This is a genomic window from Cupriavidus sp. 30B13 (assembly GCF_049059565.2).
Lineage (GTDB): Bacteria > Pseudomonadota > Gammaproteobacteria > Burkholderiales > Burkholderiaceae > Cupriavidus.
In genome coordinates this window covers 338,758-352,427 of record NZ_CP188223.1, presented here as the reverse complement: position 1 = coordinate 352,427, position 13,670 = coordinate 338,758, and the positions used below count along the sequence as shown (strand labels likewise).

The 13,670-nt window shown below is 71.8% G+C and carries 11 protein-coding genes and 1 riboswitch; of the genes, 2 read left to right on the top strand and 9 right to left on the bottom strand.

The window, feature by feature from the left end; translation table 11 throughout:
• Positions 1 to 996 carry a tripartite tricarboxylate transporter substrate binding protein gene (locus ACKI2N_RS01570; protein WP_420994035.1) on the bottom strand — a complete coding sequence of 332 codons (996 nt, stop codon included), beginning with the start codon at positions 994 to 996 and terminating at the stop codon, positions 1 to 3.
• Positions 997 to 1,129: 133 nt separating this feature from the next.
• Positions 1,130 to 2,677, bottom strand: a complete 1,548-nt coding sequence (locus ACKI2N_RS01565; protein ID WP_420994034.1) for an acyl-CoA carboxylase subunit beta — start codon at positions 2,675 to 2,677, stop codon at positions 1,130 to 1,132.
• A 160-nt stretch (positions 2,678 to 2,837) separates the two neighbouring features.
• On the opposite strand from ACKI2N_RS01565, the gene ACKI2N_RS01560 reads away from it, so the two are divergent.
• Positions 2,838 to 4,589, top strand: a complete 1,752-nt coding sequence (locus tag ACKI2N_RS01560) for a sigma-54 interaction domain-containing protein (protein WP_420994033.1) — start codon at positions 2,838 to 2,840, stop codon at positions 4,587 to 4,589.
• Positions 4,590 to 4,602: 13 nt separating this feature from the next.
• Here ACKI2N_RS01560 and ACKI2N_RS01555 read toward each other — a convergent pair whose 3' ends face one another.
• From ACKI2N_RS01555 to thiC, 7 genes are all read right to left on the bottom strand, one after another.
• The gene (locus ACKI2N_RS01555) at positions 4,603 to 5,358 is read right to left on the bottom strand and encodes an AAA family ATPase (protein WP_420994032.1); all 756 of its coding nucleotides are present in this window, start codon (positions 5,356 to 5,358) and stop codon (positions 4,603 to 4,605) included.
• The gene (locus tag ACKI2N_RS01550; RefSeq protein ID WP_420994031.1) at positions 5,355 to 5,915 is read right to left on the bottom strand and encodes a GNAT family N-acetyltransferase; all 561 of its coding nucleotides are present in this window, start codon (positions 5,913 to 5,915) and stop codon (positions 5,355 to 5,357) included. The genes ACKI2N_RS01555 and ACKI2N_RS01550 overlap by 4 nt, the downstream gene beginning before the upstream one ends.
• Positions 5,916 to 5,950: 35 nt before the next feature.
• The gene (locus ACKI2N_RS01545) at positions 5,951 to 7,090 is read right to left on the bottom strand and encodes a thiamine phosphate synthase (RefSeq protein ID WP_420994030.1); all 1,140 of its coding nucleotides are present in this window, start codon (positions 7,088 to 7,090) and stop codon (positions 5,951 to 5,953) included.
• The gene (locus ACKI2N_RS01540) at positions 7,087 to 7,962 is read right to left on the bottom strand and encodes a thiazole synthase (RefSeq protein WP_420994029.1); all 876 of its coding nucleotides are present in this window, start codon (positions 7,960 to 7,962) and stop codon (positions 7,087 to 7,089) included. The genes ACKI2N_RS01545 and ACKI2N_RS01540 overlap by 4 nt, the downstream gene beginning before the upstream one ends.
• 6 nt (positions 7,963 to 7,968) lie before the next feature.
• Positions 7,969 to 8,166 carry a sulfur carrier protein ThiS gene (gene thiS / locus ACKI2N_RS01535; RefSeq protein WP_420994028.1) on the bottom strand — a complete coding sequence of 66 codons (198 nt, stop codon included), beginning with the start codon at positions 8,164 to 8,166 and terminating at the stop codon, positions 7,969 to 7,971.
• Between the two features lie 17 nt (positions 8,167 to 8,183).
• On the bottom strand, positions 8,184 to 9,365 hold the full coding sequence (locus ACKI2N_RS01530) for an FAD-dependent oxidoreductase (RefSeq protein ID WP_420994027.1): 1,182 nt from the start codon (positions 9,363 to 9,365) through the stop codon (positions 8,184 to 8,186).
• A gap of 126 nt (positions 9,366 to 9,491) precedes the next feature.
• Positions 9,492 to 11,378 carry a phosphomethylpyrimidine synthase ThiC gene (thiC, locus tag ACKI2N_RS01525; RefSeq protein ID WP_420994026.1) on the bottom strand — a complete coding sequence of 629 codons (1,887 nt, stop codon included), beginning with the start codon at positions 11,376 to 11,378 and terminating at the stop codon, positions 9,492 to 9,494.
• Positions 11,379 to 11,479: 101 nt separating this feature from the next.
• Positions 11,480 to 11,581: riboswitch (TPP riboswitch) on the bottom strand.
• A 237-nt stretch (positions 11,582 to 11,818) separates the two neighbouring features.
• Here thiC and ACKI2N_RS01520 point away from each other — a divergent pair.
• Complete coding sequence (locus ACKI2N_RS01520) at positions 11,819 to 13,480, top strand: acyl-CoA dehydrogenase family protein (RefSeq protein ID WP_420994025.1); 1,662 nt, start codon at positions 11,819 to 11,821, stop codon at positions 13,478 to 13,480.
• The last annotated feature ends 190 nt before the right edge of the window (positions 13,481 to 13,670 follow it).

The following is a 13,670-nucleotide window of genomic DNA, read 5'->3' as shown; positions in this document are numbered from 1 at the left end:
TCAGTCCACCTTGACCTTGGCCTCGAGGGCCACGCGTTTCCACTTGGCCAGCTCCGCCTGCACGAAGGCGCCGAACTGCGCGGCGTCGAGCGTGCCCGGCGTGGTGCCGCTTTGCGCAAGGCTGGCCTTCGAGTCGGCGGCGTTCATGCTCTTCACCGCGTCGCGGTTCAGGCGCTCCACCAGCGGCCTGGGCAGGTTGGCCGGGCCGTAGAAGCCGATCCACGTGGTGGCCTCGTAGCCGGGCACGCCCTGCTCGGCGATGGTGGGCACGTTGGGCAGCGCCTCGCTGCGCCTGGCCGAGGTCACGCCGATGGCCTTGACCTTGCCGTCCTTCACGTACGGCGCCATCGTCATCACGTCATGAAACAGCGCCGGGATCTGGCCGCCGAGCAGGTCGGACAGCGCCGGCGCCGCGCCCTTGTAGGGGATGTGCGTGAGCGGCGTGTTGGTCATCAGGCGCAGCAGCTCGCCCGACATGTGCGTGGCGCCGCCGATGCTCGACGAGCCGAACGAGAGGCCCTCTTTCTGCTTCTTCGCGTAGGCGAGGAATTCCTGCAGGCTGGACACCGGCACGTTGTTGTTCACCACCAGCACGTTGGGCGTGGTGGCCAGCAGCGCGATCGGCGTGAAGTCCTTGCTGGCGTTGTACGGCAGCCGCGGCCGCACGGCCGGGTTGATCACGTGGTGGGTGGCGGTGACCAGCAGCGTGTAGCCGTCCGGAGTGGCGCGCGCCACGATCTCGCTGCCGATCTGGCCGCTGGCGCCGGCGCGGTTGTCCACCACGAAGGGCTGCTTGAACTCGGCCTGCATGTCGCGCGCGATGCGCCGCGCCAGCAGGTCGGTCATGCCGCCGGCCGGGAACGGCACGACGATGGTGACCGGCTTCTGCGGCCAGTTCTCCTGCGCCTGCGCGCCGGCGGGCAGCAGCGCGGCGCCGATGGCGAGCGCGGCGGCCGCCGCGCCGTTGAGAGCGGGAAGGAATCGGTGATAGGGCAAGGCAGTCTCCAGTTTCTAGTTGTGGTGCAGCTGGCTTTCTCGGGTATTGGCCGGCGCGGCGCGCTGGCTTGCCGCCCTCTCCCGCCAGCGGCGGAGGGCCGCAGGCGGCAGCAAGGCAAGGCGCAAGCCCGCCTCAGGGCCGGATGCCGAACCTGCTCACGCCCGGCTCGCGCAGCGGCGCGGCCAGGTTGGCGAACTCGCACAGCAGCGCGCGCGTGTCGCGCGGGTCGATGATGTCTTCCACCACGAAGGCTTCGGCGCTGCGGAACGGCGAGGTCAGGCTGCGCACGCGCTGCTCGATCTCGGCGCGCTTCTGCACGGGGTCGTCGGCGCCTTCGATCTCGGCCTTGTAGGCCACTTCCAGGCCGCCTTCGATCGGCAGCGAGCCCCAGTTGGCCGAGGGCCACGCGTAGCGGAAGTTGAAGCGGCCCATGTGCTGGTGGCCGGCCGCGGCCACGCCGTAGGCGCGGCGCAGGATCAGCGAGCACCACGGCACCGTGGCCTGGTACACCGCGGCCAGCGCGCGCACACCGTAGCGCATGGTGCCGGCCTTCTCGGCTTCCAGGCCGATCTGGAAGCCGGCGATGTCGACCATGTTCACCACCGGCAGGTGGAAGGCCTCGGCCATGTCGACGAAGCGGATGAATTTCTCGGCGGTGGGACCGTCCCAGCCGCCGCCGTAGTGGTACGGGTCGCTCGCCACCACCGCCACCGGCCAGCCGTCGATGCGGGCCAGCCCGGTGACGATGGCGCGGCCCCAGAAGCGGCCCATCTCGAAGAACGAGTCCTGGTCCACCAGCGTCTGCACGATGGGCCGGATCTTGTAGACCGCGCGGCTGTCGCGCGGGATGGCCGACAGCAGCCATTCGTCGCGGCGCGCGGGGTCGTCGGCGGGCTCGGCGCGCGGCGGCAGCGCGTGCACCGAGGGCGGCAGGTAGGACAGGAAGCGGCGCGCGCGCGCGAACGCTTCGGCCTCGCTGGCGACTTCGTCGTCGACCACGCCGTTGCGGGTGTGGATCTGGCTGCCGCCGAGCTCGTTCTTTTCCAGCTTCTGGCCGATGCGCGCCACCACCGGCGGGCCGGCATTGAACAGTTGCGAGGTGCCCTTGACCATCACCGAGTAATGGCTGGCGGCCACGCGCGCCGCGCCCATGCCGGCCACCGAGCCCAGCGCCAGCGACACCACCGGCACCAGCGACATGTTCTCCACCACGTGCTGCCACACCTTCATGGTAGGGATGTTGGTGTAGCCCTTGTTCTCGATATTGCGCACCGAGCCGCCGCCGCCGGTGCCGTCCACCAGCCGCACCATCGGCAGGCGCAGGTCGTGCGCCATCTTCTCGGCGTGGATCAGCTTCTCGCCCACGGCGCCGTCGTTGGCGCCGCCGCGCACGGTGAAGTCGTCGCCCACCAGCACCACCGGGCGGCCATCCAGCTGCGCGCGGCCCATCACGAGGTTGGCCGGAGTGAGGCCGACCAGGCGGCCGTTGCTGTCGTACTGGCCGCTGCCGGTGAGCGCGCCCACCTCGCGGAAGCTGCCCGCGTCGGCGATGGCGTCGATGCGCTCGCGCACGGTCAGCTTGCCGGCGTCCTTGTGGCGCCTGACCTTGTCGGGGCCGCCGAGCTGGGCGGCGAGTTGCTTGCGGTAAGCGAGTTCATCGATTTCGGGCTGCCAGGACAAGGCGGGTCTCCTCAAAGCTGTCGTTATGTCGCCTTGATATCGCAGCAACCGTGCCATGCGCGCGGGGCCTTGATTTCATTGTCCTTTTTGCGCGGCGCTGTTAATGTGTCCGCCACAACAACACAAAAGGACATCGCAATGTCCGCAACGGAGACACGATATGTCGTCGACAACGACAGCCGAGGACACATGGCCGGCGGGCGAGGACGGCCTCGGCGTGCTGGTCGCCACGCGCGCGGGAGAAATACTCGCCAGCCACGGACTGGCCGCCGACGCGGCGCTCGCGGCGGCGGCGCTGGCGGCCTCGGCGCGGCTCGGCGATGATGCCCGGGGCAGTGGCGAGGGCAGCGCGGCCGGCACCGGCCGCCTGTTCGAATGCAGCGTGGCCGCGCGCCGCTACATCGCCATGCGCCTGCGCGACGGCGCGCGCGAGGTGATCCTGCTGCGCCCGGCCACGCGCGAGGCGGCGCTGTTCGATTTCCTCGGCGCGGTGCCGTTCGCCGGCGCCATCCTCGACCACCTGCTGACCAATCCCTACCAGGCCATCACCGTGGCCGACCGCGCGGGGCGCATGCGCTTCATCAGCCCGGTGCACGAAAAATTCCTCGGCCTGCGCACCGGCGAGGGCACCGGGCTGCCGGCGCGCGAGGTCATCCCCAATTCGCGGCTGGCGCAGGTGGCCGCCAGCGGCAAGGCCGAGATCGGCCAGCTGCAGACCATGAACGGCGTGACGCGCGTGGTCAACCGCATCCCGATCAGCGCGGGCGGCGAGGTGGTCGGCGCGATCGGCCAGGTGCTGTTCAAGGAGCCCGAGGCCATCGGCCGCATGCACCGCGAGATGACGCAGCTGCGCTCGCAGCTGGCGCAGACGCGGCGCGAGCTGGACGAGCTGCGCGAGCAGCAGGCCGGCCCCGCGCTGCTGATCGGCGACAGCGCGCCGATGCAGCGCCTGCGCCGCGAGATCGACACGGTGGCGCGGCTGGACGTGCCGGTGCTGATCCTGGGCGAGAGCGGCACCGGCAAGGAGCTGGTGGCGCGCGCCATCCACGGCGCCAGCCGCGCGCTCGACGGCCGCCCGCTGGTCAGCCTCAACCTGGCCGCGCTGCCGGCCACGCTGATCGAGTCCGAGCTGTTCGGCCACGCTGCCGGCGCCTTCACCGGCAGCCAGCGCGGCGGCCAGGCCGGCAAGCTGGAGCAGGCCGCGGGGGGCACGCTGTTCCTCGACGAGGTGGCCGACATCCCGATGGAGATGCAGGTCAAGCTGCTGCGCGTGCTGGAAGACCACATGGTGGAGCGCCTGGGCAGCCGCCGCGCGCAGCGCGTGGACTTCCGCCTGGTGGCGGCGACCAACCGCGACATCCAGGCCCTGATCGACGGTGGGCGCTTCCGCCTCGACCTGTACTACCGGCTGTCCGGCGTGGTGCTGCGCATCCCGGCGCTGGGCCAGCGCCGCGAGGATATCCCCGCGCTGCTCGGCCACTTCGTGCGCGGCTTTTGCGCGCGCAACCGCGTGCCGGTGCCCGAGGTGGCCCCGGAGGTGGCCCGCCACCTGGCCGAGCGCCGCTGGCCCGGCAACGTGCGCCAGCTGCGGCAGAAGATCGAGGAAGCGCTGGTGTTCTGCGACGGGCGCGTGCTGCGCGCGGCGGATTTCGCGCGCGGCGAGGAGAGCGCCGTGGCGTGGCGCGCCGAGACGCAGGAGCCGCTGCCCGGCTACGGCGTTGCCGCCATGGCGCCGGCGGAGCCCGCCGACGACGCCCCGCCCCGCTCGCCCGCCGCGCTGCGCGAGGTCGCCCACGAAGCGGTGCTGCAGGCCATCGCGCGGCACGGCGGCAACAAGAAGCGCGCCGCCGCGCAGCTCGGCATCTCGCGCTCGCACCTGTACAAGCTCCTGGAGCGCGGCGCGCGGCCGTAGCCGCCGCGGTTGCCTACTCGTCGTGCGCCAGCAGCACGCGCAGCATGCGCTGCGGATCGGCGAGGAAATCGCGCGTCACGCGGAAGTGCTCGGTGTCCTCGTAGGCGATGCGCTGCACGCCGTCGGCGCCGAGGCGGTAGATCCACGCGTCCGGGTAGGCCATCAGGATCGGCGAGTGCGTGGCGATGAGGAATTGCGAATCGGCGCGCACCAGGTCATGGATGCGCGACAGCACGGCAAGCTGGCGCTGCGGCGAGAGCGCGGCCTCGGGCTCGTCGAGCAGATAAAGGCCGTTGCCGCGAAAGCGTTGTGTCAACAGCGCCAGGAATGATTCGCCGTGCGACTGCTCGTGCAGCGACAGGCCGCCGTAGGCCGGCATCACCGGCGCGCCCGGGCCGGGCTCGGCATCGAGGCGCTCGATCTCCGTGGCGACGTTGAAGAAGCTCTCCGCGCGCAGGAAATAGCCGTCGCGCGGACGCCGGAAGCCGCGCGCCAGGCGCAGGTATTCGTCGAGCACCGAATGCGAGCGGCGCGTGCCGAAACCGAAGTTGCGCGAGCCGCCCTCGGCGTTGTAGCCGGCCGCCACCGCGATGGCCTCCATCAGCGTGGACTTGCCCGAGCCGTTCTCGCCGACCAGGAAGGTGACCTTGGGATGGAGCTCCAGCATGTCGAGCGAACGCACCGCGGGCAGGCTGAACGGATAGCGCTCGAAGCTCTCGACGATGTCGCGGCGCAGAGTGACGCGGCTGATGAACTGGGAGGTGATCATGAGTCGGCGGCGGGTGGCGGGACTGGCGCCATCGTACCGCACGGCGCCGGCAGCGCGAGCCGCATGGCCACGCGCTGGCGCAGGCCCGCCGCCGCTTCGCGCGCCAGCGCCCCGGCCAGCGCGCCGCAGAGCTGGCTGTCGTCCAGCACCACGAACCCCAGCCGCGCATAGAACGGCGCGTTCCACGGCAGGTGGCCGAAGGTGGTGAGCGCGAGCGAGCGCAGGCCTTGCCGGCAGGCGGCGTCGGCCACGGCGCGCACCAGCGCGCGGCCCAGGCCGCGGCCGGCGTGGCGCGGATGGACGTCGATCTCGTCGAGATAGGCGCGCTCCCCGTCCCGGCTGGCCAGCGCGAAGCCCGCCACCGTGCCGTCGGCGGCGACGGCGACCCACAGGCGCCGCTCGCGCTGCGCGCGGCGCAGTTCACCGGGCGCCACGGTATGCGCGCGCAGCGCGGGCGGCAGGTCGGCCGGGGGAAACAGTGCCGCGGCCGCGCGCTCGATGGCGGGCAGCAGCGGTATGTCGGCCGGGGTGGCGAGACGGACGGACGGCGTCGGCATGGCGGCGCGGGGGCGAGGTCGGGCGCCGGTGAAGCTCAGGCCGCCGGAAACATCCCCAGCAGGTGCTCCACCGCCGCCGGCACGTCGGCCGCCTCGGTGATCGCGCGCACCACCGCCGCGCTGCCGACGCCGACCGCCAGCACTTCCGGCAGCCGCGCGGCGTCGACGCCGCCGATGCCCACCAGCGACGGGATCACCGGCTGCATCAGCCGGGCATAGGCCTGGAAGCGGCCCATGCCCTGCGGCGCGGTCGGCATGACCTTGGTGGTGGTCGGGAAGATCGCGCCCAGCGCGAGGTAGCTCGGGCCGATGGCGGCCACGCGCAGCATCTCGGCGTAGCCGTGGGTGGACACGCCGAGGCGCAGGCCGGAGGCGCGCAGCGCGCCGAGGTCGGCTTCGTCGAGGTCTTCCTGGCCGAGGTGGATGCCGTAGATGCCGCTGCGCGCGCTGTCGTTGCCGAAGCCGGCGTGCAGCGCGATGGCCTCGCGCCAGTGGTCGTTGACGAACAGGCGCGCGGCGCTGCCGCGCGCGGCATCGGCGGCGCGCGCGATCTCGGCGCGCACGGCCTGCGCGTCATCGGACTTGAAGCGCAGTTGCACGGTGGGCACGCCGAGCGGCACCAGGCGCTCGATCCACGCGGCGCTCGGCACCACCGCGTACAGGCCCAGCGGCGGGCATGGCGCGAACGGCGCGGCGGGATGCTCGGGCGAGACCAGCGCGGCATGGCGCACCTGCGGAAAGCGGGCGAAATCCGCCGGCCAGGCGAGCGTGCCCGGCTGCCACGCGCGCGCCAGGCAAAGCGCGTCGTGCGCGGGGAAATGCAGCGCCAGGCAGGCCAGCAGCACGGCGGTGAAGGCCGGCGGGTGCGCGCTGTCGCTGTCGGCGTGGGCGCTGAAGACCCAGGTGCCCATCGGCGAGCGCACGGTGTCGATCCAGCGGCCGCCCTCGCGCTCGCTCTCGATGGCGATCGCGCCGGCGGCGGCGATGCGCGCGAGCGCGGCGGCGTCGGCCTCGCCGTCGGACAGCACTACGTCGGCGCTGCCGAGCGCTTCGGCGCCGGGCCGGGCCAGCGCGCGCCAGGGCTTGTCGCTGGTGCCGAAGGTGGCGCCGTAGCGCGCCAGCAGCGTGTCGCGCAGCGCGCCGTCGACGGCGGCTTTCACGGCGGCGTGGCTCATGCGCGGTCCTCCGCGCCCGCGGCGTGCCAGAACGGCATGCCGACCACCGGCGTGCTGGCCTGGGCGATGTCGCGCTCGGGCATCGGGCCGGCGAGGTAGGCGGTGCGGCCGGCGTCCACGGCCTGCGCGAACGCGCGCGCCATGTTGACCGGGTAGGCGGCCTGCGCCACCGCGGTATTGAGCAGCACGCCGTCGTAGCCCCACTCCAGCACCTGCGCCGCGTGCGACGGCAGGCCGAGGCCGGCGTCGACGATCAGCGGGGTGTCGGGCAGGCGCTCGCGCAGCACGCGCATGGCGTGCGGGTTGACGGCGCCCTTGCCGGTGCCGATCGGCGCGGCCCAGGGCATCAGCGCCTGGCAGCCCACGTCGAGCAGGCGGCGGCACAGCACGAGGTCCTCGGTGCAGTAGGGCAGCACCTTGAAGCCTTCCTTGATGAGGGTCTCGGCCACCGCGGGCAGGTTGAGCGTGTCCGGCTGCAGCGTGTAGTCGTCGCCCACCAGCTCGAGCTTGATCCAGTCGGTCTCGAACACTTCGCGCGCCATCATGGCGGTGGTGATGGCTTCCTGCGGCGCCATGCAGCCGGCGGTGTTGGGCAGCACCGGCACGTCGAGCGCCTTGAGCATCCGCCAGAAGGTCTGGCCGCCCTCGCCGTCGCCCACCGCGCCCTGGCGGCGCAGCGCCACCGTCAGCATCGCGGGGCGCGCCGCTTCCACGGCGGCCTGCAGGGTGGCGGGGGACGGGTAGCGCGCGGTGCCCAGCAGCAGGCGCGAGGCGAACGATTCGCCGTACAGCACGAAGGGATCGCCGAGCAGGCCGCCGCGGCGGGCGAGCGGGTCAAGGGGATCGAGAGGGTCGAGGGTATCGAAGGTCATGTCGGTTCAGCCTCCCGTCACGGGTTGCACGAGGTCGATGCGGTCGCCGGCGGCGAGCGCGGTGGCGCCATGCGCGGCGCGCGGCACGAACTGGCCGTTGAGCGCGGCGGCGAACGGCGGCGCGATGCCGGCGCCGGCCACCGCGTCGGCCAGCGTGGCGTTGTCGGCAAGGGCCTGCGGGCGGCCGTTGAGCAGGATTTCCATGGTCTGTCTGCGTCTGTTCAGTGCAGCACCGGCGAGCCGCCGGTGACGGTGTCGAGCGCCGGGCCGATCATGCCGGGCCAGCGCAGCGCGGCGGGCACGGCGTGGGCCGCCGGGTCGCCGTCGAGCAGCGCGCGCACCACCTCGCAGGCGGCTTCGGTCACCGCCGGCGCGATCAGGAAGCCGTGCCGGTACAGGCCGTTGAGGCGCACGATGCGCGCATGCTGGTCGACCCGGATCGCGGGCAGGTGGTCCGGCCGCGTGGGGCGGCGCTGCACGTTGAGTTCGAGCACGCGCGCCTCGCCGAAGGCCGGATGCAGCGAGTAGGCCGCCGACAGCAGCTCCAGCGCGGAGCGCACGCTCATCGGGGAATCGTCCTCGCTTTCCAGCTCGGTGGCGCCGATCACGTAGAGATCGCCCGGCTTCGGCGCGATGTAGATCGGGTAGCGTGGATGCAGCAGGCGCACCGGGCGGTGCAGCCTGACCTCGGGCGCATGCACGCGCACCACCTCGCCGCGCAAGCCGCGCAGGCCGGGGATGGTGCCGCGCGCGGCGGCCTGCGCGGGCCAGGCGGCGCGCGCGCCGAGGCCGCGGCAATCCAGCACCACGCCGGCGCGGATGCCCAGCGCCGGCAGGTCCTGCGCCTCGACCTCGCCGGCCTCCCATACGCAGTGCACGCCGCTGGCCACCGCGCAGGACAGCAGCGCGCGCAGCGTGCCGCGGTTGTCGAGCTGGCCTTCGCCGGCCAGCAGCAAGCCCTGCGGGAAACGGCCCGCCAGCGCGGGTTCCAGCGCGGCCACGCCGTTGCCGTCGAGCGCGCGCATGCGCTCGCTCACCAGCGCGGGCGGCGCCACCGCGCGCACGCGGCTGGCGAACAGCGACATCTCGCCGCGGTCGCGCGCGTGCCAGACCACCAGCGTGCCGTCCTCCTGGAAGAACACCGGCTCGGGCAGCTCGGCCACCCAGGCGCGCCACAGGTCGACGCTGGCGATGCCCAGCTCGACGATGCGGCGCTCGGCGATGGCGGATTCCGCCAGCGGCGCCAGCATGGCGGCGGCCACGTGCGCGGCCGAGCCGGCGCCGTCGGGGCCGGCGCGCTCGACCAGCGCCACGCGCAGGCCGGCACGCACCAGTTGCCAGGCGCACAGGCGCCCGGCCAGGCCGGCGCCGAGCACGGCCACATCAAACGACTGCACTGTCATGGGGATGTTTGCGCCGGCGCCTGCCGCGACTGCGCGGCGGGCACCGGCCTCCTTTCGTTCATGGCGCGCCCCGCGGGCGGGACGCGGTACTTCACGCGCGGCGCGCGAGCGCGCCGCGCCCCTGCCTCACGAGTAGATCTTGCTGCCGCTCTTGACGAACTCGATCGACTTTTCCTGCATGCCCTTCTCGGCTTCCGGCTTGAGCGAGGCAGCGTAGTCGCGCACTTCCTGCGTGATCTTCATCGAGCAGAACTTGGGACCGCACATCGAGCAGAAGTGGGCGATCTTGGCGCCTTCGGCCGGCAGCGTGGCGTCGTGGAACGAGCGCGCGCGCTCCGGGTCCAGGCCGAGGTTGAACTGGTCTTCCCAGCGGAACTCGAAGCGCGCCTTGGACAGCGCGTTGTCGCGCAGCTGCGCGCCCGGCCAGCCCTTGGCAAGGTCGGCCGCGTGGGCGGCGATCTTGTAGGTGATGATGCCTTCGCGCACGTCCTCCTTGTCGGGCAGGCCCAGGTGTTCCTTGGGCGTGACGTAGCACAGCATGGCCGTGCCCATCCAGCCGATGTTGGCCGCGCCGATGCCGCTGGTGATGTGGTCGTAGCCGGGGGCGATGTCGGTCACCAGCGGTCCGAGCGTGTAGAACGGCGCCTCGTAGCAGTGCTTGAGCTCCTCGTCCATGTTGGCCTGGATGCGCTGCAGCGGCACGTGGCCCGGGCCTTCGATCATGACCTGCACGTCGTGCTTCCAGGCCTTGGCGGTCAGCTCGCCGAGCGTGCGCAGCTCGCCGAACTGGGCGTCGTCGTTGGAGTCCGCGATGCAGCCCGGGCGCAGGCCGTCGCCGAGGCTGAACGAGACGTCGTAGGCCTTCATGATTTCGCAGATCTCGTCGAAGTGCGTGTACAGGAAGTTTTCCTTGTGATGCGCCAGGCACCACTTGGCCATGATCGAGCCGCCGCGCGAGACGATGCCGGTGACGCGGTCGGCGGTCATCGGCACGTAGCGCAGCAGCACGCCGGCGTGGATGGTGAAGTAGTCGACGCCCTGCTCGGCCTGCTCGATCAGCGTGTCGCGGAACATCTCCCAGGTCAGGTCCTCGGCGATGCCGCCGGTCTTGTCCAGCGCCTGGTAGATGGGCACCGTGCCGATCGGCACCGGCGAATTGCGCAGGATCCATTCACGGGTTTCGTGGATGTGCTTGCCGGTGGACAGGTCCATGATGGTGTCGGCGCCCCAGCGGATCGACCACACCATCTTTTCCACTTCCTCGGCCAGCGACGAGGTCACCGCCGAGTTGCCCAGGTTGCCGTTGATCTTGACGCGGAAATTGCGCCCGATCGCCATCGGCTCCAGCTCGGTGTGGTTGATGTTGGCGGGAATGATGGCGCGGCCGGCGGCGATCTCGCGGCGCACGAATTCCGGCGTCATGTCCTCGGGGCGCAGCGGCAGCGCGGCGCCCAGCGCGTTGCCCGGGTGCTGGCGCAGCAGCGCCTTGTACTCGGGCTTGTCGTACAGCGCCTGCAGGTTCAGCGACTCGCGCAGCGCCACGTATTCCATCTCGGGCGTGATGATGCCCTGGCGCGCATAGTGCATCTGCGACACGTTGGCGCCGGCCTTGGCGCGGCGCGGGTTGGTCAGCTGGGCAAAGCGCAGGTGGGCGGTGGCCGGGTCGGCGGCGCGCGCCAGGCCGTATTCGGACGACAGGCCCGGCAGCACTTCGGTGTCGCCGCGCTCTTCGATCCACTTGCCGCGCACCGACGGCAGGCCGGCCTTCAGGTCGATGTGCACGTCCGGGTCGCTGTACGGGCCCGAGGTGTCGTACACGGGAATCGGCGGATTGGACATCTCGCCCTTGTCCGTGCGCGTGGAAGTCTGCAGGATCGTGCGCAGCGGCACGCGGATGTCGGGGCGGCTGCCGGTCAGGTAGGTCTTGCTGGAAGCGGGGTAGGCGAACTTCTTGTCGAGATCGGTCTCGAGCGACTCGAAGGAAGCGGCGGGGGCGGAGTTTGTGCGGGCCATGGGTATCGTCCTCTCTCTTGCGGGGATGGACGAAACCAGGAGCCCTGAGCATGGACGGGGCGCGATGGCCGGGTCATGTGCCTCGCTGGAGGCAGGAGCTGTTCGGTAGTCATGAAACTTCCCACGCCGGTACTAGCCGGATCGGGTTCGAAGGGACTCTCTCAGCCGCACGGCCCATCCGTACGGCACCCCTGTTTCATCCAACGGGGTGAATTTAAGCACAAGGGCCAGGGCTTGACCACCCTTGTTTCAATCTGGACAGCCGTGCGCGCGAGTCAGGGCCGGCGCTTGCTGCAGCGCGGCAAGACGCGGCGGGGCGCCGTGGGGCCCGGGCACCACACCGGCCGGCCCTGCCCCGCCGTCACATAACGCGCGCCTTGCTCTACCATGCAGGAAACAAGACAAAACAAGACGACACCACGCACATTCCAGGAGACCGCATGACCGAAGCCGCCACCCATCGCGTGTTCAACCAGGTGCCGGACCTTGCCGGCTACAACCTGTTCGCCGGCGATCCGGCCCTGCGCGCGGCGCTGGAGCGCCTGGGCGGCAGCTGGCATGCCGGCGCGCTCGACGCGTTCGGCGCGCGCCTGGGGCAGGCCGACGTGCAGCGCTGGGCGGCCGAGGCGAACCGCCACTCGCCGGAGCTGCACACGCACAGCCGCACCGGCGAGCGCATCGACGAAGTGGCGTTCCCCGCCGCGTGGCACGAGCTGCTGGGCCTGCTGCGCGGCCAGCAATTGCAGGCGCTGCCGTTCGCGCAGCCGCGCGAGGGCGCCTGGGTGGCGCGCGCGGCGGGCTATTACCTGCAGGCACAGGCCGAATCGGGCTCGCTGTGCCCGCCGACCATGACCTTCGCCTGCATCCCGGTGCTGCAGAAGGAGCCGGCGCTGTTCGCCGAGCTGGGGCCGAAGCTGTTCGCCGCCGAGCACGACGCGCGCGACCTGCCGTGGCGCGACAAGCGCGCGGTCATGATCGGCATGGGCATGACGGAGAAGCAGGGCGGCTCGGACGTGCGCAGCAACACCACGGTGGCGCGCGCCGTGCGCGGCGAGGGGCGCGGCGCCGAGTACGAGCTGACCGGGCACAAGTGGTTCTTCTCCGCGCCGATGTGCGACGCGCACCTGGTGGTGGCGCGCATGGGCGCCGAGGACGGGCCGCTGTCGTGCTTCTTCGTGCCGCGCTTTCGCGACGACGGCAGCAAGAACCCGGTGCAGATCCAGCGCCTCAAGGACAAGCTGGGCAACCGCTCCAACGCCAGCAGCGAGGTGGAGTTCCGCGGCGCCACCGGCATCCTGGTCGGCGAGGAGGGCCGCGGCATCCCGACCATCATCGAGATGGCCACCCATACCCGGCTCGACTGCGTGATCGGCAGCGCCGCCATCATCCGCGCCGCGCTGGTGCAGGCGCTCCACCACGCGCGCCACCGCATGGCCTTCGGCCACCTGCTGGCGGAGCAGCCGCTGATGCGCAACGTGCTGGCCGACCTGGCGCTGGAAAGCCAGGGCGCGACGCTGCTGATGATGGAGCTGGCGCATGCCTTCGAGCGCGCCGACGCCGACCCGCTGGCGGCCGCCTGGAAGCGCATCGTCACGCCGGCGGCCAAGTTCTGGATCTGCAAGCGCGCCATCGAGGTCACCGGCGAGGCGATGGAGGTGTGGGGCGGCAACGGCTACGTGGAGGAAGGGCCGATGGCGCGGCTGTATCGGGAGGCCCCGGTCAACTCGATCTGGGAAGGCTCGGGCAACATCATGTGCCTGGACGTGCTGCGCGCGCTGCAGCGCAACCCGGAGGACGGCGCCCGGCTGCTGCAGGACCTGGCGCAGCGCGCCGGCGGGCATCCCGCGGTGCGCGCCGAGCTGGCCTCGCTGCAGGCGATGCTGCGCGACGCGCCCGAGCACCTCGAGGCCGGCGCGCGCCGTTTTGCGCAGGGCCTGGTACTGACGGCGCAGGCGGCGCTGATGCTCGGGCATGCCGACGCCGAGGACGCCGGGCGCTTCGTCGCAAGCCGCCTCGGGCGCCAGCACGGCCGGGTGTTCGGCACGCTGGAAGGTGACGCGGCGTCGCTGGCGCGCGTGGCGGCGCGCGCCTGGCCGGCCTGAGTTTCGCCTTCCGCTGTCCGGTCCGCCACTTCGGGGAAAAGCTGGGGAAATATTCTCCCGGCGCCGCTACAGGTGCCGGGATGCCTGCCGTAAACATGCCATCCCCGAGATCATGCCCGCATGGCACGCATTTCGCTTTGAAAGTGCCTTCCGGTCACCTTTCTCGATTTAGTGGCATGCCCCGCCCCCG